Here is an 18,905-nt window from a genome sequence, read left to right as displayed (position 1 = left end):
CACCGAACAGGCTGTGCCCCACCGTGAGTCAGCCACACCACAAGGAGATTGCTTTTGTCCATCCCCGCTCAGCCCATCGACATCCTGCTCGTCGAAGACGATCCCGGCGACGAGTTGATGACTCGGGAAGCGTTCGAGGACAACAAGATCGGCAACACCCTGCACGTCGCGCACGACGGACAGGAGGCGCTCGACTTCCTCTACCGGCAGGGCGAGTACGCGGAGGCGCCGCGGCCGGATCTGATCCTGCTCGACCTCAACCTACCGAGATACGACGGCCGTCAGGTGCTCGAACGGATCAAGGCGGACCCGGATCTGTCGCACATCCCGGTGGTCGTGCTCACCACGTCGGCGGCCGAGGAAGACATCCTGCGCAGCTACAAGCTGCACGCCAACGCTTACGTGACGAAGCCGGTCGACCTGGACCAGTTCGTCGCGGCCATCAAGCACATCGACGATTTCTTCGTCCAGGTCGTCCGGCTTCCTCGACTCCGCTGATCGGCGCCGGACAGCGTTGCCCCAGCCCCCGGCAACGTTGATCCAGGCCGACTGAATTGCCCCAGCCCCGGCCAACTTGGCCAGGCCCGGCTACGTTTTATCCAGCCTCGGCAGTTCCGCTCGGACTAAGCCGGGCGGCGCGGTTCCTCGACGGACAGCGCGTCGTCCACGGTGTTGTGCACGCTGAGCAGCTTGTCCAACCCGGTCACCTCGATCGGGCGACGCACCGGCGGTGAGGCCACCACGCGCAGCTGGCCCGACGGCAGGGCCTCCGCGGCGACGAGCAGCACGCTCAATCCGGCGGAGCCGAAGAATTCCACCAGGGACAGGTCTACTACCAGCGTGTTCGGCTGATCCCGCAGGGCTTCGTCCACCGCAGCCTGGAACTGCGGTGCGGAGGCCATATCGATTTCCCCGGTGAGCGACAGGATCCGGATGGAATCCACCGACCGCACGACCGTCTCCAGGCTCTTGGCCTTTCCGTCCGCGCTCATCGGGCATCCTCCTGAACACCGACGCACACGGCGCCAGCGGTCGCCGTTCCACCTCGGCTCGACCGACCTGAGCCCGCTACACCAAACCGGTTGCCTGGCATCGCCACTTCGCTACCTCCGACGCGTCGACCCTCCGCCCGCCCGAACACGGCGCGGAGATGATCCAACTCGCCAAACTACCGTAGTCGGACCTCGGTTGTTGCGCCCGCCTGGGCCTGCGGCGTGCCGGTTCGCCAACGCACAGTGCGAAGTCGGCGCGGGCTCCGGCGATCGCGGGCGCCACCTGGCCTGATGCCGCCTGAGGTCGGACGATCCCTGCCGAGCCGCGTGAGCAGCTGCCGACTGTCAGCGCACTCGGGCGGGCCGGCGATCCTCGGCGAAGTCCAGCTCCAATGTCACGGGAATCACTTCGACCTCCAATGCCGTACGCAGCCGGGTGACCGCGTGGCCGAGGATCTTGCGCCGCAGTTCGGCGATGTCGGCGCTCGGTTCGGCCGTCACGATCAGGTGCAGTTCCGGTGCGGTGCGCTCGCCGGACAACCAGGCCGAGGCGGTGCGCACGCCCGGGTAGCTCTCGATATCCGCGGCGACGGGGGCCGCGGCGGTCGATGAGGCGAGCACGGTGGTGCCCGCCCACTCGGTGCCGCCGGTACACCAGGTGACCGACTTCGGCATCCGGAACACCTGCGCCAGCAGCCAGCGCAGACACAGCAGGCCGACCAGCACGGCGACGGCGACCGCGGCCCACAGCGCCCAGGTCGGCGGGGCGTCGGTGCCGGGAACCACGGTGTCGTCGGACCGGACCCAGCGCAGCCGCCCGTAGTGCGCGGCAACGGCCAGGAGGCCCGCGGCGAGCAAGAGCACGCCGATCAGCCCGAGCAGGGTCCGGTTCAACGTGGCCGGACGATTGTTTCGAGTCACGACTCCACCTCGCTGGCGCTGGGCTCCGTCGTACGCTGGCGCTCGCTCACGACACCTCTCCTGTCTTCGGTCCCCGCAGCTTGGCTCGCACGTGGCGCACCCGCTGCGGTCCGATCTCCTGAACACGGCGGGTGAGCCGCTCGCAGATCTCCTCGGGCAGGCCCGCGGAGCCCACTCGATCGGTGCGAGCGGAGACCTTGACCGCTTTGCGACGCAACCGGATTCGGGCGGTGCTGACGCCGTCCACCGTGCCCGCGGTGCTGCGCAGGGCCGTGCGCAGTCCCCCGCGCGTCACCCCTGCGGAGATGCCGTCGTCGGCGGCGAGCGGCAGCACCGCGGCCCGGCCGGGCCACAGCGCCAGCGCGAGCAGTACGAAGCCGAACACCATCGCCGCGATGCCCACGCCGAGCACCGGCATGTCGTGCCACTCCATGCCGTGCAGATCGGCGGCCACCGAGTCATAGGAAACGAACTCGTGTGCGCCGACCAGGCGCTGGATCAACGACACCGCCACCGCGACGCAGACGGCGAGCAGCAGCACCGCAATCAGGATCGCCGGACCTACCCGGCGCGGCCTGCGCATCACCGGACTCTCCTTCCCGCAGCGGTGGTTTCGGTGGTCAACTCGGCCACCACGATGTCGATGGCGGTCACCGCGAGGCCGGTCAGCTCACGCGTCCGGCTGGCCAGATGTGCGCGGCACGCCTCGGTCACCCGGCCGATCGGCGACGGATAGCTGATCGGCAACCGGACCGCCAGGGCGGTGCGGTCCGGGTAGACCTCGGCGTCGACCCGCACGTCGGCACCCACGCCGGCCACCTCGCGGGCGGCCTGCTCGACGATCCGCTGGACCGCGCGCGGCGCGACCGTGAGCCCGCCGGGATACTCGTCCGCGACGACGGCGGTGGTCATCGTCTGCCCTTGCCCTGCGCCGATTGCAGCAACCCGGCCAGGTCGAGTTCGCCGTCGAGCCAGCGGCCGACCAGCAGGCCGAGCGCGGCGAACAGCAGCACGATGGTGAAGGCGCCGAAACCGCCGAACGCACCGGCGAAGCCCAGCGCGAGACCGACCGCGAGGCAGATCGCTGTGGCGCTCATCTACTGCACCCGGCTGCTCTGCGCCGGTTGGTCGTCGTCATCGTCGCCCGGGATGTAGACATCGTTGACGTTGATGTTGACCTCGACCACGTCCAGCCCGGTCATCTGCTCGATCGCGTTGATCACGTTGCGGCGCACCGCCCGCGCCAATTCGGCGATGGCGACGCCGTATTCGACGACGAGCTCCAGGTCGACGGCGGCCTGGGTCTCGCCGACCTCCACCGAAACCCCTTGGCCGACATTGGTGGACGCGCCGGGGATGCGATCCCGGATGGCACCGAACGCCCGTGCGGCCCCGCCGCCCAGCGCGTGTACGCCGCGCACCTCGCGGGCGGCGAGCCCGGCGACCTTCTGCACGACGATGTCGGCGATGGAGGTGGTGCCCTGGTCGCTGACCAGCTTGCTGTCCTTGTCCGACGAGCCGGCGGAAGCCCGGTTCGTCGGTGCCTTGTTGTCCGCAGCTGCCTTGTTGTCCGTGCTCTTGTCGGTAGTTGTCGTCGCGCTCATTGCTGCTCCTCCTGATTTCCCTTGCGGTACATCGGATATCGGCTTCAGGTAGATCGACACCTGTCCGGTCCGGAACGTCACGGGCGTTGGGGTGTGAGCTAGGTAACCCCCTCACTGCCGAAGGCGCCGGCGTCGAGTTCGGTCACCACCAGGCGCAGGCGGGCGGCGGCCCAGTCGGTGTCGGCGAGTGCGGCGCGCACGGCTTCGGTGGCCTTCTCCAGCAGTGGCGTCAACGGCAATTCGGCGGCGGCGACCCGCACCTCCACCCGGCCGGGGCCGACATCGATCGCGAAACCTCGTGCATCCCAGGGCCACCAGGCCGGGCTCTCCCCACCGAGGGGCGTCGCGGGCCGAATACCGTCGATCGTGTCCAGCGCGCCCAGGATCACGGCGATGAGGTCGCTGGTAGAAGTCACGGCACCGCCCTTGTATCTGTTTGGTTCAGCGAAGGACGCACGCCGCTCACGACCGTTCCGGCTCGATATCGAGAATCGATACCGAGACCTCGTCGACCGTCTGCCCGGTCTGTTCGAACACCACCCGCGAAACCTCCTGTTGCACCGCGTGACCGATCACCGCCGCGGCGCGCTCGGCCGAAATCACTACGTCCACTTGCACACTCAGCGCACCCGAAACGCTGCGGCGCACCCGCACGCCCTCCGACGCGGCGGGGTCGGCGCTCGTGAGGCGCTGCTTGCCGACCCGCACCAGCGACGAGACGAGCCCGCGCACACCGGGTTCGAGGCGGATGACGCCCGGCGTTGCGCACGCCGCCTGCGCGGCCACCGCGGCGACGACCGGGGCCTCGATGCGCACCTCGGAAACAGCATCGGTCGTCATCGCTGCGCGTCCCCCGTCTCGTCGTCCTCATAGATGTCGGCGACCACCAGATCCAGCGTGGTGAGCACCAGACCGACCTGCGCGGCGAGTGCGGCGGTGACCCGTTCGCGCACCCGGGGCAGCGCGTCACCGACCGTGGTGTGCCCGAACCGAATAGCCACCGACAGCTCGACCGCCACCTCTGTCTCGCCGTCCATCCCCATTCCGACGCGGCGCACCCGGCACTGCCTGGCCCGCACGCCGGGCACCGAATCCGCGGCATAACGCAGCACCGTGGCGACGGCCTGTTCGCTCACCTCGACCGTGCCCGGGGCAGGCGTCGGCAGTACCAGCGTCCGGCCGCGCCGCGCCTCCGCGCGCACCGCGGACATGATGCGCCCGGTCAGGTCGGGCGGCGGCGGGTCCGGCTCGTCGATGAGTTCCTTGGTCGCGACGCGCAGAGCCAGCAGGCTGTCCCTGGCCGACCGGCAGTGCGGGCAGGTCTTCTCGTGTTCGTCACCGAGTCCCGCCTCGACCGCGTCGAGCCGATCCCAGACATGTTCGATCTCGCGGCCGCAGGGCAGCCGGTAGTCCTCTTCTGTCGTTCCGTTCACCGCCATGGTTTCATCACCTCGGACAAATGGACTCGTGCTCGGGCTATCCGGCCGCGCACCGCCGTCGTATTCACTTCGACGATGTCGCCGATCTCCTCGTAGGTCAGCCCGTGCACCTCGCGCAACAGCCAGCAGGCGCGCTGTTCGGGCGTGAGCAGTTGGAGCGCCGCGTTCAGCGCCTCCAGTTGGGTGCTCACCTGAACGGCATGCTCGGGTTGGGTATCCGAGCGGGGCGATTCGGTGGTCTCCGGGTCGACCTCGACCGTCGGCCGACGCGCCCGGATCACATTCAAACAGCGGTTGGTGGTCATCCGATACAGCCAGCCGACGAAGGCGCCGTCCTCGTTGAGCTGCGGCAGCCTGCGCCACGCACCCAGAAAGACCTCCTGGACGACGTCTTCGGCGTCGGAGCGGTCGGCGAGCATCTTGACCGCGAGACGAAACATCCGCCCTTGATAGCGCAGCACTAGCTGCTCATAGGCCCTCATGTCGCCGTCGCGCGCCCTGCTCACCAGGGTCGCATCGTCAGGCGCGGTCTCGGCAACCGTTTCTGTCGTGGTCACAGCACCTCCTCCACCGCTCATCAGGTAGACACCGGGGATCGGAAAGCGTCACGTCCAGTATGACGTGATCGTTGTCTCAATGGTTGCTGCGTGCGCTTCGCTGGGCGGCCGTGTCTATACAGCGTGTGCATCCAACCCGGATGTGCCGCGACACAGCGGAGGTTTCGATGTCTCTGAGCGACAAGATCGGCAACAAGGTCGACGAGTTCGGCGGCAAGGCGAAGGAAGCCGCGGGCAACGCGACCGGCGACGACGACCTGCGCGCCGAAGGCAAGGCGGACCAGGTCGAGTCCGCGGTCAAGGGCGCGGTGGAGAACGTCAAGGACGCCATCGGTGACGCGGTGGACAAGGCAAAGAACGCGCTGGGCAAGTAGCCCGCCCCGAGTGGCGTGCGGCCGCTGATCCGGCCGCACGCCGCCCGGCTCGAACAAAGGTATGACTGTGATCGATCATCGACCGACCAGAATCGCCGGTGCCGAACCGGGCACCGCACTGCTGGCCGCGGCCACCTGCCTGGCCTTGACCATCGGCGTCGCCGCCATGACCCAGTCCGTCGTCGCGACCGTCGCCGCGTGCGCCGCCATCATGGTCGGCCTCGTCGTTGTGCTGAACATCTTGTCGCACAAGGCTTGACGGGCTACGGCGTGTAGATCTCCGTCAGCTTCGGCAGGTCGTACATGCTGCTGCCGCCGGCAGCCAGCACCCGGCCGTCCGACAGCAGCGTGGCGGCGAAGTCGCAACGCCCGTAGCTCATCGGAGCCGCAGGGGTCCATGTGTCGGCGTACGGGTCATACCGCGACGTGGCGGTGAATCCGGCATTGAGGCTTTGTTCGTCGCCGCCCCCGAAGACGAACACCTGACCCGACCGCAGTGTGACCGCGTGGAAGCGGTCGCGGCCGAACGGCATCCCGGCTGCGGGGGCCCATCGTTCGGTGATGGGGTACCACCGCTCGGTGGTAGCCAGCGAGTGCATGTCGAACACTGGACCGCCCACCCATCCGTGACTCGAGCCGCCGACAACCAGCACACTCCCGTCGGGCAGCAGCACGGCCTGATGCAGGCTGCGCGGCACGGCCATCGAGCCGGTCGGGGTCCACCTGCCTGTTTCCGGATCATAGATTTCGCAGAATGCCAATGGCGCGACGTTGTAGTCGTCGACGAGGATCGCGCCGCCTGCCACCAGTACCCGGCCGTCGGCGAGCAGAACCGCTCGATGGGCGTCGCGCGGATCGGTCATCGAACCCGTCGACGCCCAGGTGTCGGTGACCGGGTCGTACAGTTCGGCCGAGTTCGTCGTCGCGAGCGACGTACCGACCAGCCCACCGGCCACCAGCACGCGGCCGTCGGCGAGCACGGTGGCGGTGTGCAGACACCGCTCCACGCCCATCTCGGTGCGGGTCGCGGACCACTTCCCGGTCACCGGATCGAATCGTTCCGCGGTTGCGACCGCGATCATCGGAAACTTGTACGGCCCGGTGATCCCACCGGCCGCGAGCACCGACCCGTCGTCCAGACGATCGACGGTGTGTAGACGACGGCCGGTGGCCATCGGTTCCGCCGGAGTCCACGTGGAGGTCGTCGGGTCGAACCGGGCCGCGGCGGCGATCGCGGTTCCGGTCGCGTCCGCACCGCCCGCGAGGAGCGCCTGTCCCTCGGTCAAAGCGACCATGTTGCAGTCATTTTCGAACGCGAGGTTGGCGTCCGGTAGGTCACCCGCCGCGGTCCAGGTGTTGGTTGCGTTGTCGAGTGCTGTGGTCACTGTTCCCCCTCCGGAGGTGTGTAGATCTCGGTGCTCGCGGTGAGTTTCCAGTTGTTCGCGGACCAGTCGATGTGTTCGACGCCGCCGGTGACGAGCACTCGGCCGTCGCCGAGCGCGAGTGCGCCGAATGCCCAACGGCCCGTTGCTGTTCCGGCGGCGGGTTGCCATTTCCTGGTGCGCGGATCGTAGAGCTCGGCGCTGCGGTATCCGGTGAGCAGTCCGGTGGGCGCGTTGGCGCCCCCCAGCACCAGTACCCGCCCGTCCGGCAGCAGGACGGCGCAGTGGAACAGGCGGGCGCACGACAAATCGCTTTCTCTGGTCCATCCGCCGGTCGCCGGGTTGTAGCGTTCGGTCGTCCAGTCGTTGTGCGCGTTGAACACCCATCCGGCCACCCACCCCGAATAGCCGCCGCCGGTGACGAGCACGGTGCCGTCGCGCAGGACGGTCGCCGTGTTGTCGAATCTGGGGCGGGCCATGCTTCCGGTGGGCCGCCACGTGTCCGCCACCGGATCGTAGATCTCGCAGAAGGCGAGGCCGGTGTAGCTGCCGCCGCCGACAGTGGCTGTACCGCCGATGACCAGCACTCGGCCGTCGCGCAGCAGCACCGCCTGGTGCGCCGCTCGGGCGTCGTCCATCGGCGCGACCGGCGTCCACGTCTCGGCGTTCGGATCGTAGATTTCCGCGGACGCCGCTGTGCCGGTCGTGCCCGACCGATCGGCGTAGCCACCCGTGACCAGCACGCGACCGTCGGCGAGCCGGGTGGCCGAATGTGCTGTGCGCCCAACGCTCATCGTGCCGGCGGGTTCCCACTTCCCGGCCACCGGGTGGAAGCGTTCGGCCGTCGCCAAGCCTGCGGGCGAAACGCGCGAGGTGGGGAATCCACCGACGGCCAGCGCCGTGCCGTCGTCGAGTGCGGTGATGCTGTGTCCGCTGCGAGCCTGCGCGAGCGGACCGGTGGTGGTCCATGCGCGCGCCGCCGGATCGAACACCGCACCGGTCGGCACCGACGCGAAGTTCGCGTCCTGGCCTCCGGCGACCAGTGCTCGGCCGTCGGTGAGCAGCACCACATTCTCGTCCGGTGACTGCCAATTCACGGCTACCGGAAGGTCTTTCGCCGGTGTCCAGGTACCTCCGTCGGCCGCTCGACCGACGGCGCCGAACTCCGTTGTGCCTGCCCGTGTCATGGCGTGTACACCTCCGCAGTGGTGGTGAGCAGGTCTTCGCCGAGGGTTGGGGCGGCCGCGCCGGAGCGCACGATGCCGCCCGCGACGAGCACCTTGTCGCCCGGCAACACCGCGACCGCCATGGCCCAGCGGCCGACGGCCATACTGGCGCTGACGGCCCAGGTACCCGCGGCGCCGTCGGCGCCCGGCGTATAGAGAATCGTGTCGGTGTAGCCGGTGTCGAAGACACCGCTGTCGGTGCCACCGATCACCAAAACCTTGCCGGAGGCAGGCAACAGCACCGCGCGGTGCTGACTCAACCCCCACGGCATGGCGGTGTCGGCCCGCCAGCTGCCGACGCCGTCACCATTGAGCCGGAACCGTTCGCAGGTCTCCTGGCTGTACGGCTGAATCGTCGAGGTGTACGACGAACTGAAAAGGTCCCCGCCGGTGACGAGCACCGAGCCGTCTCGCAGCAAGGTGGCCTGATGCCCCTTGCGCGGTGAGGCGAGACTCGCCGTCGTCGACCACGTGCCGGTGTCGGGCCCGGCACCCGGATCATAGATTTCGCAGTAACCGAGCGCCGCGTACTGACCGCGTCCGATGGTGATGACGCCGCCGACGACCAGAATCTTGTTGTTGGCCAACCGGATCGCCGGGTGTCCGAACCTGATGTCGTTCATCGGTTTGGTGATCGTCCAGGTGTTGCCGGCCGGATCGTAGATCTCCGCCGACCGCAGTGCCCGGTTGCTGTCGCCCGATCGGGCCGAGCAGCCGCCCGCCACCAGCACACTGCCGTTCGCGAGCAAGGTCGCCGAGTGCGCGAACCGCGGCTCGTTCATCGAGGCGACGGTCGTCCAGGTGCCACCATTGGCCGGATCGAACACCTCGGCGGAGTTCATGCCGCGGGCAGGCACCGACATCGGGCCCGTAATACCACCCGCGACAAGTACTTTGCCGTCGGCGAGCCGGGTGATGGAGTGCAATCTGCGGGCCGTGTTCAGCTGTCGCGCAGTCGGGGTCCAGCTGCTCGAGGCGGGGTCGAATCTCGCCGAGAGGGCGAGCGGGTTGCGACGGCCGTCTTCACCACCGGCCAGCAGGATGGCCCCGTCGCCCGACATGACGGCGGTGTCGTTCGGCTCGGCCCAGAAGCCGGGGACCGGCAGGGTGCCTGTGGTGGGAGCCCAGCTGCCGGTAACCGCCGCGGCAGCGGCGTGTTCGGACGCCGGGCGCCGATCGGCGGGCAATGGGCGCAGTCGATCCATTGAAAGTCTCATCAGTTCTTTCCCTTCACGGTGAACGGGCATACCAGGAGCAGGTCGAGCACGGCATCGGGGTCGAGCCGGCCATCGGTGCTGCGCAGATGCGGGTCGAGACCGGCAAGCGCAACGGTGACCACCCAGTCCTGAGCTGCGTCCTCTACTTCGGCGGTGATGCTGGGGAATCCGGCGCGCGGCATACCCGCCAACGTCGGATCGGCCAGGAGTTTCGCCGCGGGGCGGCCGGTGCCCGCGGCCAAGGTAGCGATCAGCGGCTCGCCCTCCCGGTAGTAGTCGACCAGCCGGGTACTGCCGTCGGGTCCGAGGTCCTGCGAAAGCACCAGCACCAGTTCGGGTTTCGAGACGCTGAACCGCTCGTCCCGGAACAGCTGCGGGAACCGGGATTTCGACAGCGCGAAGGTCGCCTTCGCGGTGCCGGCCGCCGGTGTGGCCAGGAATCGCTGCCACTGGTCGGCGAATTCGCGCCGGGCGCTGAACACCCGGAGCATGCCGGCGCCGCCTCCGGTGTGCACCCACTCGTTGACCGCCTTGCGTAGCTCCGCACTGGCCTTGTCCCCCAAGGCGATACCGCCGTCGCGAGCGGTATAGCGCAGGTGCAGCACCACGTCGGTGATCGACTCGTAGTCGAACTGCCGGAACTCATCGGGCAACGACAACTGCCACTCGCTGATCGCCCCGGCACCCTCGAACGGCAGGAACCGCTCGTCGTGCAGGTTCGTCTCGAACAGGCCGGTATCGTCCTGGCCGGTGCTGGTGACGATGGACTGCACCGGCCCGGTGAAGTCGCGGAACCGAATGTCCGGTCCCGGCCGTTTGCGCGCGTACTTGCCCTCCGGCAGCCGCGGATCCACCCGCACACTGCTGCGCGTCAATGTCGCGGTGAGGTTCACCGTGGTGTACGGCCCGGCCACGCACGGCACCGTGACACTGAGACTCTTGATCCTGCGGAAGTAATGACCGGGCGTGTCCAGGTCGAACAGTGCTTCGGGCAACGTCACATAGCAGCGTCCAGTTTCCTTGAGCGCGAGCAAGGCTCGGCCGTCCAGCTGCGCCAACGAGATTCGCTTGGACAGCTCGAGCTCGCGGGCGTTGGCGTCGAGGAACGCGGCATCCATCCGATGCAGATCGGCGACCAGCCGCTCCCCCGACAGCAGGCCCTTGTGCAAGCTGTCCCAATACCCGAACTTCACGAAATTCGAGTCCTCGGTGCCCAATTCGTGCCGATAGGACCGCTCGGCGCGCTTGGCGACGTCGTAGGCCAGCTGATAGGTCTGGAAGAAGCTGGTCGAGAGCTGGCCGGCCAGCCAGTCGTACAGCTCCCGGTTGGTGTACTTACCGCGCAGGAACTGATCGACCTCGCGCGCCTGATCCCGCTGTTTGTCGTGGTTGGCCAGTTCGGCGTCGGCGACCTCGTTGCGCAGCGTCGCCGCCGCGACCTGCCGGTCGTACTGCGCGATCTCGATGTCGGCCTGCCCGGCTTGGAAGGCCCAGTCCTCCCCGCGCCGGTAATAGCCGCCCATGGTCGCGGCCAGACCCGCACCCGCGCTGAGGATCCCGGCGGCCGTACCGATGGCTCCTGCGGCATGGCTGAGCGAATTGCTGATCTGGCTGCCGCCGAAGGTCACGCCCGTCGTCGGTGGCGGGCCGACCTTGGCGTCCGGGAACAGCGCGGCGACGGCCGCCGACGCTTGGAACAGGCCGCTGACGCCCTGCACGACCATGCTCGTGGTGGTGAGTGAGCGGTGCGTCCGCTCGCCGTCGTTCATGAATTCGCGCTCGCTGTAGTACTTCTTCTTGTGTTCGGCGAGCTGCTTGGACTTCTCCAGCGCGGCCAATGCCTGGTTCGCCTCGCTGACCTGGTGCACCCGGACGTCTCTGGCAGCGTCCAGGATGGCGGTCTCGTGGCCCGCACGCAGCCGGGCCAGCGCCTCGGCGTCGCGTTTCTCCAGTGCCGCAAGCAGTTCCGCGCCGAAAGCTTTGACCTCGCCCGCAAGTTCCTTGGCCTTGGCCAGCATCGGCCCGAAGCGATAGTGCGGCAGCGGTGCGTTGATGTCGTCGAGCACCGACGACAGGTCGAGACCCGCCGCGACGGCCCGCACCAGCAGATTCGGGTCGATGACATTGCCGAAGGCGGGCAGCTTGCGCGCGACGCCGTCGATGGTCCGGCCGGATCGGATCTTCGACAGCCGGTCGTCGACCAGATCCCAATACCCGAGCAGTTTTTCGTTCCGCGGGATGTGAAAGTAGTTGTACCAGGCCATGCCCGCGCCGATGGTGATGGCCGACGTGGTCGGCGCCTCGGTCGAATTGCTCAGCGGGATCAAACTTTCCGCCGCGACAACCGGACTCACCGAACGGTTGCGGGTCGCCAGCGCGCGAAAACTCTTGATCGGGGGCGGGGTTGGGTCGGTGACCTCTTCCGGCCTGCGACCGAGCAATTCCGCCGCAAGGATGTACAGCTGTGCCGCCTGATTGATCGACTCGCCGGTGTCCTGGCGGAACAGCTGGTCGCCCCAGGCGATCAAGTTGTCCAGATACTTCATCACGACCGCCTTCTGATAGGCGGTGGTACGAAGCTGGGCGACTACGTCGGGCTGGAAGGGATTTCGCAGCCACCGTCCCACCGAGTTGTATTCGCCGGTGCCCTGCGCGACCCGCCGCAGCACCTCCTCGATGCGCTGCTGGTAGTAACCGCTGTCCGGCTTCGACGGGTCACCCGCCGTCTGGAAGAACGGCTTGGTGCGCCAGAACCGTTGCGGCACCGGCTCATTGCTGGTGTCCAGCGGGTCGAAGATGGTGTGAAACCACTGCTGCGCTTCCTCGAACTTCCGATCTGTCGAGAGGCGTTCGGCGATCAGCAGCGGCGCGTGGAAGAACAATTCCCAGTTGTACGGGGCGTAGGGGTCCGCCAGGTTGAATTCCACCGTCTCGATCGGCAGCTCACCACCGATGTTCGAGTATTCGGGATCGTATTCCGCGACGAAGTCGAACGGGCCGGTGTACAGCTCCGGCTTCGTCTGCAGTTCGCGCCGGAACAATCCGGGCAGCCCCGCAGAACCGAACTGCCCGGCGAAGGCTTGCACATGCGGGTGATAGAGCGGCTGGATGACGAAATGGAAGTCGAAGATGAACTCGACGTGCGCCTGCAGCATATATATGCGCTTGTCGTCGGTGTAGAACAAGACGTTCTTCCACATTTCGTTCATGTCCCCGATCCACTCCTGATGCGGGTGCAGCAGGCGACGTTGCCGATTGGGCGGGGTTTTCCGCCATACCGTGAGCGTCAGCGGGCTTCGGGGGTCGAGGGTATTGATGGTCGTGAACTCGGGACCGGCAAGGTAGAACTCGTTGTATACGGTGCCGAATGCGGGGCGATCCGGAATCGGAGTCTGGAGTGGGAAACTACCCAGCGGGATCGTCGTCATACCCCGGGCATTGACCGTCTCCCGTGCATCGACCCGGAACCAACCGCGCATCCGTACCGGCCTGGACTCGGTCTCCGGTTTTTCGCGGTACACCACGGCGAAGACCAAATCGCCCGCCGCATTGTCGGGAATCACGTACGCCTGATACTGCTGTAATTCGTCGACGAACGAATACGGGTCGTGCGTGACGCTCAGCTGTTCCTTCGCGGTCTTCTTGGCCTGCCACGCGCCGTTGACGAAACTGCTCCAGTTGAGCTGCACCTTCATCACCCGACGCGAATCCCGCATCTTGTCGCCCGGCGCAGGCATGTCGAACTCGACCGGCGCGCCCTCGTAGGTGGAGGTCAACCAGAACAGATAGAGCCGCTTGTGCCAGACGACCGGCAGCACGCTGTCGGTGTCGATATCCAGGTCGACCTGCTGCCACGGCGTCCATCCCGCGCCACCCGCCCGATAGATCAACTGGCAGGAGCGGAAGAAGTAACTCCGGGGGCTCGACTCGGTCCGGGCGAAGACGTAGAACACATTCGTGTCCTTGTCGTAGTACGTGCCGCACGGATGCAGTCGCGACACCTCTTCCAGCTGCTTCAGGTAGCCGCCGATCGCGGCTTCGCCGCTGCCCGAGCCGGATTCCTGTTGCATCAATTCGTTCTCGAACTGTCCGAAGAACGGAGTCTTGTCCAGTCGCAGGTCGGGTTCGAAGTAGTTCTCCGGGTACAGGAAGACCTTCTGGTTCGCCTCCCACAACCGGTACTGCTTCATCCATTCCCACACCCCGAGATCACCGGGCGAGGCGATCGTGACGCTCGGCTCGAGGTCGAGCTGGATTCGCTGCACGAATAACTGGACGCTGTAGATGGCCTGGGCGATCCGCGTGGTCAGTTGCGCGGCGCCCATGTCGACGTCGAGCAGGAAGTAGTCGTGCAGGCCATACGCGTCGCGCCACTGTGGCGTGCCGTTCCCGGTCCGCAGCGGGTTGGCCACCAAGTAGGAGACCAGTGCGTTGCGCTGATGTTCGCGGATCGCGTCTTGCATCGGCGCCGCGACGGCCGGCCAATCCCGCAGTGCGTGTTGCGCTTTCGCCGCCTGCCAGGCGCCCTGGGCGGCCTCCGGTGTCAGTTCGGCGCGCAGCCAGGAGCCGAGGCGGTCGGCGGTTACTCCGATGCGGCGCAGCATCCGGACGGCGGTATTGAGGGTCGTCATCGCGCCGACATCGAGGAAGCTTGCGCCAGTGTCCAATCCGAGCCACTCGGCCAGTCCGGCGAGATCCGTCGCGTTCCACCCGGTTCGGGCGGCGAGCACGGTGACCACCTCGGCCGTTGTGGCCTGGCGGCGGCCGGCGGCCTCCCACAGCAGCGCCAGCGTCTGGTTGCGGCCCGGCGTGGCGTTGCGCAGCCGGATCAAGTCCAGTAGCCGGATGAACCTGCCGAAAAGTGGCGCGGGGCCGACGATCTGCGTCGATGGCAGGTCGTTGAGGTCGAGCCAGCCGACGCGATCCGCGTAGCGGAACAGTGCAGGCAGTTCGAGTGCGGTGATCCCCAGCTTCGCCGATACCAATGCCACGCGGTGGATTCGAGCGAGCGAGCTGAACTGCTGACCGAAGGCGGTACGGGTCGCCGACACCGCCGGGTCGCTACTGACATAGCTGTGAGCCAGGAAGTCCTCCAGCACGGCCGAGGACGGCGTCGGCCGAAGCCATTGACCGAGCAGCTGATCGGCGGTGGCGGCGTCCAATCCGGTCGCCTGCCCGATCTGCTGTTTGATGGTGATCTCGCTGAGCGTGCGCCGCAGCAGTGGGTTCAGCTTGCTCAGCACGATCCGGAATCTGCCTGCGGGCCCGAGCATGTCGTCCTGAAAGAAGCCGATGGCGTCTGTCGATGTCAGGAAGGTGTTGCTGTCACCTGCGGGCAGCGGACGTTCCTGAACGGTGCGCAAGGTGGCGACGGCCGTGGCCAGGCCCGCGCCACCGGGCGCGGCCGTCAATGCTTCGGCCTCGGCCTGCGAGAGGTAGCCGCGCGACTTCAGCGCGTGCTCGTTGATGTCGTAGAAGACCTTGCTCGCCAGCGCCTTCGGTACCTCATAGCCGACCGGCAGCTGTGGCAGCGGCGCGGCGTACACCGGAATGCGCAGTGCCTTCATCCGGGTCCGTACGAATCGCCGTGGCGCGTCATAGAGTTCTTCCACCGCACCGAGATACGCCGCGTCCGACGGTAGTACCGCGCGCAGCTCGATGCGCTGGGCATCGTTCATCGGGCCCGCGAAGACCAGCAGCTGATCGTCGCGGTGGAAGCGGATCGGCACCTTCGGCGGGAACACCACATCGTCGGGTAGCGCGGCCACTTGCGCGGTGTAGGTGACGGTGCCGAGCAGGGTAGCGGCGGCGTCCTGCGCCAGCGCAGGCTCCCAGCCGAGCTGGGCCAAGTGCTTCTTGGTCAGATCGCCACGCTCGTCGAGGGTTTGCGCGGTCTCCTGATACACCACCCGCAAGGCCGACCGCAGCACGGTGAGGAGGCCGGCCAATGTCTCGTCATCCGGAATCACGCCGCCCTGCGGCGGCAGCGTGGCGGTGAGCACCGCGTCCACCTCGGGGACGGTGAACCCCGCATCCTGGATGGCCGCCACTGCGTCCAGGAATTGTTCGGTGACCACAGTTTGTGCGTAGATCGGCGTGGACGGTGCACTGTCGAGCAGACCCGGCGGGCGCATCGGGGCGCCACCGGACACTTCGCCCTCGATACCGGCGGCGAAGGCAGGAAACGGCAGTCCGACCGTCGGCAGCATCGGTGCGCCACCGAGCACCTCGTGCTCGACGGTTTCCCTGGCGAACACCCCTACCAGAATCGGGAAGGGACCGCCGCCGCCGTAGAGTTCGATGAGCCGCAGCAGATCCGGGATCGACAGCGACAACGCGGAGGCGAGGGTGACGGTGCGCACCAGCGCCGACAGATTCGCCAGATTCACCACCCGGTTGGGAATCACCGCACGCGTGCCGGTGGTCAGCGCGGCCAGATCCTCGTCGGTCAGCTGCAACACCGCGAGCAGCGCCGCGGTCACCGTCGGGTCGGTGATGTCACCGAGCACCGATAGCTCGGCCCGATCGGCACGCAGCGCGAACGGATTCCGCGCACCAGGCGCGGTGGTCACCACCGACGGGTCGAGAAACATCCGGTCGTAGAGCGGTGGCTCGGCGTCGGTGCGGTAGCTGTGGGTTTCGACAGTGTTGTAGAAGGTCAGCACCTGGTCGACCGAGAGATCGAGCCGCGCAGCCAGTGTGCGCAGGGCGCCGAGGGTGCGCAGGGTCTCCCGGTCCAGGTTGCCGCGACTGTTGCTGCCGAAGATCGCCCGGTCCAGCGTGGTCGCGGACCAGCCGAGCGCGCGCTGCAGCCGGACGAATCGGTGCAGCCGATCGAGTGCGCCGTGGTCGAGCCCGACGAGGGTCATCTTGTTGGTGTCGTACGGCGACTTCTCGTCGGCCTTGATCGATAGGGCAGCACCGGGATTGACGAACCGGGTGTCGAGCAACTCGGTCAGCTCCGCATACCGCAACGATCCCGTGTCCAGCAGCGTCCGAACAGTGCTGAGCACGGTGCTGAGATCGGTGGCAGGCGGCTTGCCGTAGCAGTCGGCGAGCGTCCGCGCCGGAGTGAGCGGCTCGCCCGCGATGATCCGCGCGGCAACGGTACCTAGGCCGAGCCGCTCGTCGGCGCGCAGCGTCGGCGAATCCGCTGCCGCACCTACGGTTTCCAGCAGTGACATCCGGGTGACCCCGAGGTTGGCCAGAGCGGCGCCGGTCTGATCACGCCACAGGTCGTAGGGCAGATCCCAGGGGTACACGGCGGTGCGCAATGTGTCGTAGGCGCCGTTGTTCACGTGCTGCGGCTGGATTCGCAGCGCCGCGGCGTCTCCACTGCTCTGCCGTTGCGCGGGCGGGATCGCGGTGGCCGGTGCGACGGCCGACTCCAGCAACTCGTTGATCAGATCGACGCAGGGCAGCTCGAGGGTGGTGTTGTCGATGCTCAGGTCGACGTCGACCAGGTCGCCGCGGCGTGCGTAGAGCACGTCGGCAACCGCGCCTTCGTGCCGGTCGTCGCCCCCGCCGAGTCTGCGCAGGAAGTACAGCAGGTCGACCAGGTACGCGGCCTCGCCGTACACCGAGTGCGCGTCGTCGAAGGTGCCGTAGTCGACGGAACCGAACAGTTCTTCCCAGTTCGGAATCGGGTGTGGTGCGGCGGGGTCGGCGGGCGCGAAGCTCGGCAGCCACGGCACGTCGAAGTGGGCCGCGGTGCGGTAGTCGGCGATCACATTGACCGCGGCCGCGTGCACCTCGGTCGCCTTGGCGTGGATAGCGTGCGCGTCGGCTTCGCCGATATCATCGGAGACCTGGCTCGCGAAGGTGTCACGAGCCAGCCGGGCAACAGCGAAGGACGAGCCGAATCCGTTGTCGCGCAATGACTGCATGGTGCCGAAGCGGCGGGTGAGCTTGAATGTGCGTTGGATCTCACCGAGTTCGATGCGCGCGTGCTCGTCCGGGACGGTGGCCGAGTTGACCGGCGTGCTGATTATCTCGAATTCTGGGTTCTCCGTGAGGAACCGGCTTGCCGCCGTTTCCGCGTGTTCCGGGCGGGCCGACAATTCGTAAGCGACGTGCGCGGTCGGATAGGTCTCGATTATCTTGCTTCGCACGGTGTCCGCGTACCGCGTGACATGGTCGGCGTCCGACGGCGCCGGCGACGTGTCTCCACCCGAGAGCGATGCCCGAAGCGGCTGCGGTACACCATTGGTCTGCTCGATCAGCTCGGGCCAGCCGCCATCGAGGCGCACCAGATCGCGAAGGTGTGCGAACTCGCCACTGTCGAATCTGGTCAGCAGTTCCCGGAGCAGTGGCGGGTTGTGCCCGATCAGGGCGCGGAGTTCGAACGCACGACGCAACCGCTCAGCGTGCGGGTCTGGCACCGACTCGGCCGGCAGTGCGTCGCCGGCACCATCGAGGTACGCGGCGTACATCCGCTGCCGGGCATCGGGCTCGGTTACCGCCGCGGCGAACAGTTCACCGACCGGCGACATCGGGACGTTCGCCGCCGGGTCGACGGTGGCCCGCACCTGTTCGGCCCGGAGGACAGTCGCGAACTCGGCTGCCTCATCCCCCGGCGTCTCGATGAGATTCGCCGCCGACGCGGCGGCGACCGCGGCGTCGATCTCGGCTGCCGGGCGGGCGGAGAAGTCCGCCAGATCGCGCGGCATTCCCTGGCGCAGTGCACCATAGAACAGTTCAGCGGACAGGCCTGTCGCCGCTGCGTGCCGGGTGGCGGTAGCGAGATCCTCGATTTGCTCCGGGCTACGGCCGGTGGCCGCGGCCAACGGGACTACGTCGGGTGCGCCGAGGGCGCTGATCGTCGCTCCGTCGAGCAATGGGGTGACCGCCGCGCGAACAGTCGCATACTCCGTCCGGCGATCGACCGGGAGATTCAGATCGATGACCACCTCGCCGTTGCCCGCGGGCTCGCGGCTGGATTCCACAGTGGGCCCGCCATTGTGCGCGGCCCGGACGACCACGCCGACCGACCCGCCCGCCGCCGCGTAGTCGACGCGATACCGACCGTCGGCGCCGGTCACACTTTCGCCGAGCGGTGCTTCCGAACGCAGCCTGCGCGCGGCCACAGTCACCGTCACCCCCGCGACCGGACGACAGTCCGGGTCGCTGATCGTGCCGGTGACCGAGCCTGCTTGTACGACAACCTCTTTGGATGTCATCGATGTCCCCATTC

17 protein-coding genes are annotated in these 18,905 nt (G+C 67.6%); 3 read left to right on the top strand and 14 right to left on the bottom strand.

Annotated elements, in window-relative coordinates:
• The first annotated feature begins 54 nt into the window (after positions 1-54).
• Entirely contained in the window at positions 55-498 is a 444-nt protein-coding gene (locus DBO33_RS14135) for a response regulator (protein ID WP_107655436.1), read from the top strand.
• A gap of 125 nt (positions 499-623) precedes the next feature.
• Here DBO33_RS14135 and DBO33_RS14130 read toward each other — a convergent pair whose 3' ends face one another.
• The 10 genes from DBO33_RS14130 to DBO33_RS14085 form a co-directional block, all read right to left on the bottom strand.
• Positions 624-992 carry an STAS domain-containing protein gene (locus DBO33_RS14130; protein WP_107655435.1) on the bottom strand — a complete coding sequence of 123 codons (369 nt, stop codon included), beginning with the start codon at positions 990-992 and terminating at the stop codon, positions 624-626.
• Positions 993-1,337: 345 nt separating this feature from the next.
• The gene (locus DBO33_RS14125) at positions 1,338-1,913 is read right to left on the bottom strand and encodes an alkaline shock response membrane anchor protein AmaP (protein ID WP_107655434.1); all 576 of its coding nucleotides are present in this window, start codon (positions 1,911-1,913) and stop codon (positions 1,338-1,340) included.
• 46 nt (positions 1,914-1,959) lie between these two features.
• On the bottom strand, positions 1,960-2,496 hold the full coding sequence (locus tag DBO33_RS14120) for a DUF6286 domain-containing protein (protein ID WP_107655433.1): 537 nt from the start codon (positions 2,494-2,496) through the stop codon (positions 1,960-1,962).
• Positions 2,496-2,825, bottom strand: coding sequence for an Asp23/Gls24 family envelope stress response protein (locus DBO33_RS14115; RefSeq protein WP_107655432.1), 330 nt, complete (start codon positions 2,823-2,825; stop codon positions 2,496-2,498). Before DBO33_RS14115 ends, DBO33_RS14120 begins: the two co-directional genes overlap by 1 nt.
• Complete coding sequence (locus tag DBO33_RS14110) at positions 2,822-3,010, bottom strand: hypothetical protein (RefSeq protein WP_107655431.1); 189 nt, start codon at positions 3,008-3,010, stop codon at positions 2,822-2,824. Before DBO33_RS14110 ends, DBO33_RS14115 begins: the two co-directional genes overlap by 4 nt.
• Positions 3,011-3,517, bottom strand: coding sequence for an Asp23/Gls24 family envelope stress response protein (locus tag DBO33_RS14105; protein ID WP_107655430.1), 507 nt, complete (start codon positions 3,515-3,517; stop codon positions 3,011-3,013). It lies immediately after the preceding gene.
• A gap of 98 nt (positions 3,518-3,615) precedes the next feature.
• Positions 3,616-3,933, bottom strand: coding sequence for a hypothetical protein (locus DBO33_RS14100; RefSeq protein WP_107655429.1), 318 nt, complete (start codon positions 3,931-3,933; stop codon positions 3,616-3,618).
• Between the two features lie 46 nt (positions 3,934-3,979).
• Positions 3,980-4,357 (bottom strand): Asp23/Gls24 family envelope stress response protein, encoded by a 378-nt coding sequence (locus tag DBO33_RS14095; protein WP_107655428.1) that lies wholly within the window; start codon positions 4,355-4,357, stop codon positions 3,980-3,982.
• Complete coding sequence (locus DBO33_RS14090; RefSeq protein WP_107655427.1) at positions 4,354-4,956, bottom strand: Asp23/Gls24 family envelope stress response protein; 603 nt, start codon at positions 4,954-4,956, stop codon at positions 4,354-4,356. The genes DBO33_RS14095 and DBO33_RS14090 overlap by 4 nt, the downstream gene beginning before the upstream one ends.
• Positions 4,947-5,513, bottom strand: a complete 567-nt coding sequence (locus tag DBO33_RS14085) for an RNA polymerase sigma factor (protein WP_199856608.1) — start codon at positions 5,511-5,513, stop codon at positions 4,947-4,949. Before DBO33_RS14085 ends, DBO33_RS14090 begins: the two co-directional genes overlap by 10 nt.
• Positions 5,514-5,680: 167 nt before the next feature.
• On the opposite strand from DBO33_RS14085, the gene DBO33_RS14080 reads away from it, so the two are divergent.
• Positions 5,681-5,887, top strand: coding sequence for a CsbD family protein (locus tag DBO33_RS14080; RefSeq protein WP_107655425.1), 207 nt, complete (start codon positions 5,681-5,683; stop codon positions 5,885-5,887).
• A gap of 61 nt (positions 5,888-5,948) precedes the next feature.
• Positions 5,949-6,146, top strand: coding sequence for a hypothetical protein (locus DBO33_RS14075; protein WP_107655424.1), 198 nt, complete (start codon positions 5,949-5,951; stop codon positions 6,144-6,146).
• A 4-nt stretch (positions 6,147-6,150) separates the two neighbouring features.
• On the opposite strand, the gene DBO33_RS14070 is transcribed toward DBO33_RS14075, so the two are convergent.
• The 4 genes from DBO33_RS14070 to DBO33_RS14050 are packed head-to-tail and all read right to left on the bottom strand — an operon-like array spanning position 6,151 to position 18,891.
• Positions 6,151-7,272 (bottom strand): Kelch repeat-containing protein, encoded by a 1,122-nt coding sequence (locus tag DBO33_RS14070; protein WP_159080246.1) that lies wholly within the window; start codon positions 7,270-7,272, stop codon positions 6,151-6,153.
• Positions 7,269-8,456 (bottom strand): Kelch repeat-containing protein, encoded by a 1,188-nt coding sequence (locus tag DBO33_RS14065; RefSeq protein ID WP_107655422.1) that lies wholly within the window; start codon positions 8,454-8,456, stop codon positions 7,269-7,271. The genes DBO33_RS14070 and DBO33_RS14065 overlap by 4 nt, the downstream gene beginning before the upstream one ends.
• Positions 8,453-9,712, bottom strand: a complete 1,260-nt coding sequence (locus DBO33_RS42770; protein ID WP_159080245.1) for a Kelch repeat-containing protein — start codon at positions 9,710-9,712, stop codon at positions 8,453-8,455. Before DBO33_RS42770 ends, DBO33_RS14065 begins: the two co-directional genes overlap by 4 nt.
• The gene (locus tag DBO33_RS14050; protein ID WP_199856607.1) at positions 9,712-18,891 is read right to left on the bottom strand and encodes a Tc toxin subunit A-related protein; all 9,180 of its coding nucleotides are present in this window, start codon (positions 18,889-18,891) and stop codon (positions 9,712-9,714) included. Before DBO33_RS14050 ends, DBO33_RS42770 begins: the two co-directional genes overlap by 1 nt.
• Positions 18,892-18,905: the final 14 nt, after the last annotated feature.

The organism is Nocardia suismassiliense (assembly GCF_900269665.1).
GTDB classification, from domain to species: domain Bacteria; phylum Actinomycetota; class Actinomycetes; order Mycobacteriales; family Mycobacteriaceae; genus Nocardia; species Nocardia suismassiliense.
The sequence above is the reverse complement of the archived record's forward strand: the minus strand, read 5'-3'. Positions and strand labels throughout refer to the sequence as shown.

Coding starts and splice junctions, on each gene's coding strand:
- DBO33_RS14130 (WP_107655435.1), bottom strand. CDS start 992: ATGAGCGCGGACGGAAAGGCCAAGAGCCTGGAGACGGTCGTGCGGTCG.
- DBO33_RS14120 (WP_107655433.1), bottom strand. CDS start 2,496: ATGCGCAGGCCGCGCCGGGTAGGTCCGGCGATCCTGATTGCGGTGCTG.
- DBO33_RS14115 (WP_107655432.1), bottom strand. CDS start 2,825: ATGACCACCGCCGTCGTCGCGGACGAGTATCCCGGCGGGCTCACGGTC.
- DBO33_RS14110 (WP_107655431.1), bottom strand. CDS start 3,010: ATGAGCGCCACAGCGATCTGCCTCGCGGTCGGTCTCGCGCTGGGCTTC.
- DBO33_RS14105 (WP_107655430.1), bottom strand. CDS start 3,517: ATGAGCGCGACGACAACTACCGACAAGAGCACGGACAACAAGGCAGCT.
- DBO33_RS14095 (WP_107655428.1), bottom strand. CDS start 4,357: ATGACGACCGATGCTGTTTCCGAGGTGCGCATCGAGGCCCCGGTCGTC.
- DBO33_RS14090 (WP_107655427.1), bottom strand. CDS start 4,956: ATGGCGGTGAACGGAACGACAGAAGAGGACTACCGGCTGCCCTGCGGC.
- DBO33_RS14080 (WP_107655425.1), top strand. CDS start 5,681: ATGTCTCTGAGCGACAAGATCGGCAACAAGGTCGACGAGTTCGGCGGC.
- DBO33_RS14075 (WP_107655424.1), top strand. CDS start 5,949: ATGACTGTGATCGATCATCGACCGACCAGAATCGCCGGTGCCGAACCG.
- DBO33_RS14065 (WP_107655422.1), bottom strand. CDS start 8,456: ATGACACGGGCAGGCACAACGGAGTTCGGCGCCGTCGGTCGAGCGGCC.
- DBO33_RS42770 (WP_159080245.1), bottom strand. CDS start 9,712: ATGAGACTTTCAATGGATCGACTGCGCCCATTGCCCGCCGATCGGCGC.
- DBO33_RS14050 (WP_199856607.1), bottom strand. CDS start 18,891: ATGACATCCAAAGAGGTTGTCGTACAAGCAGGCTCGGTCACCGGCACG.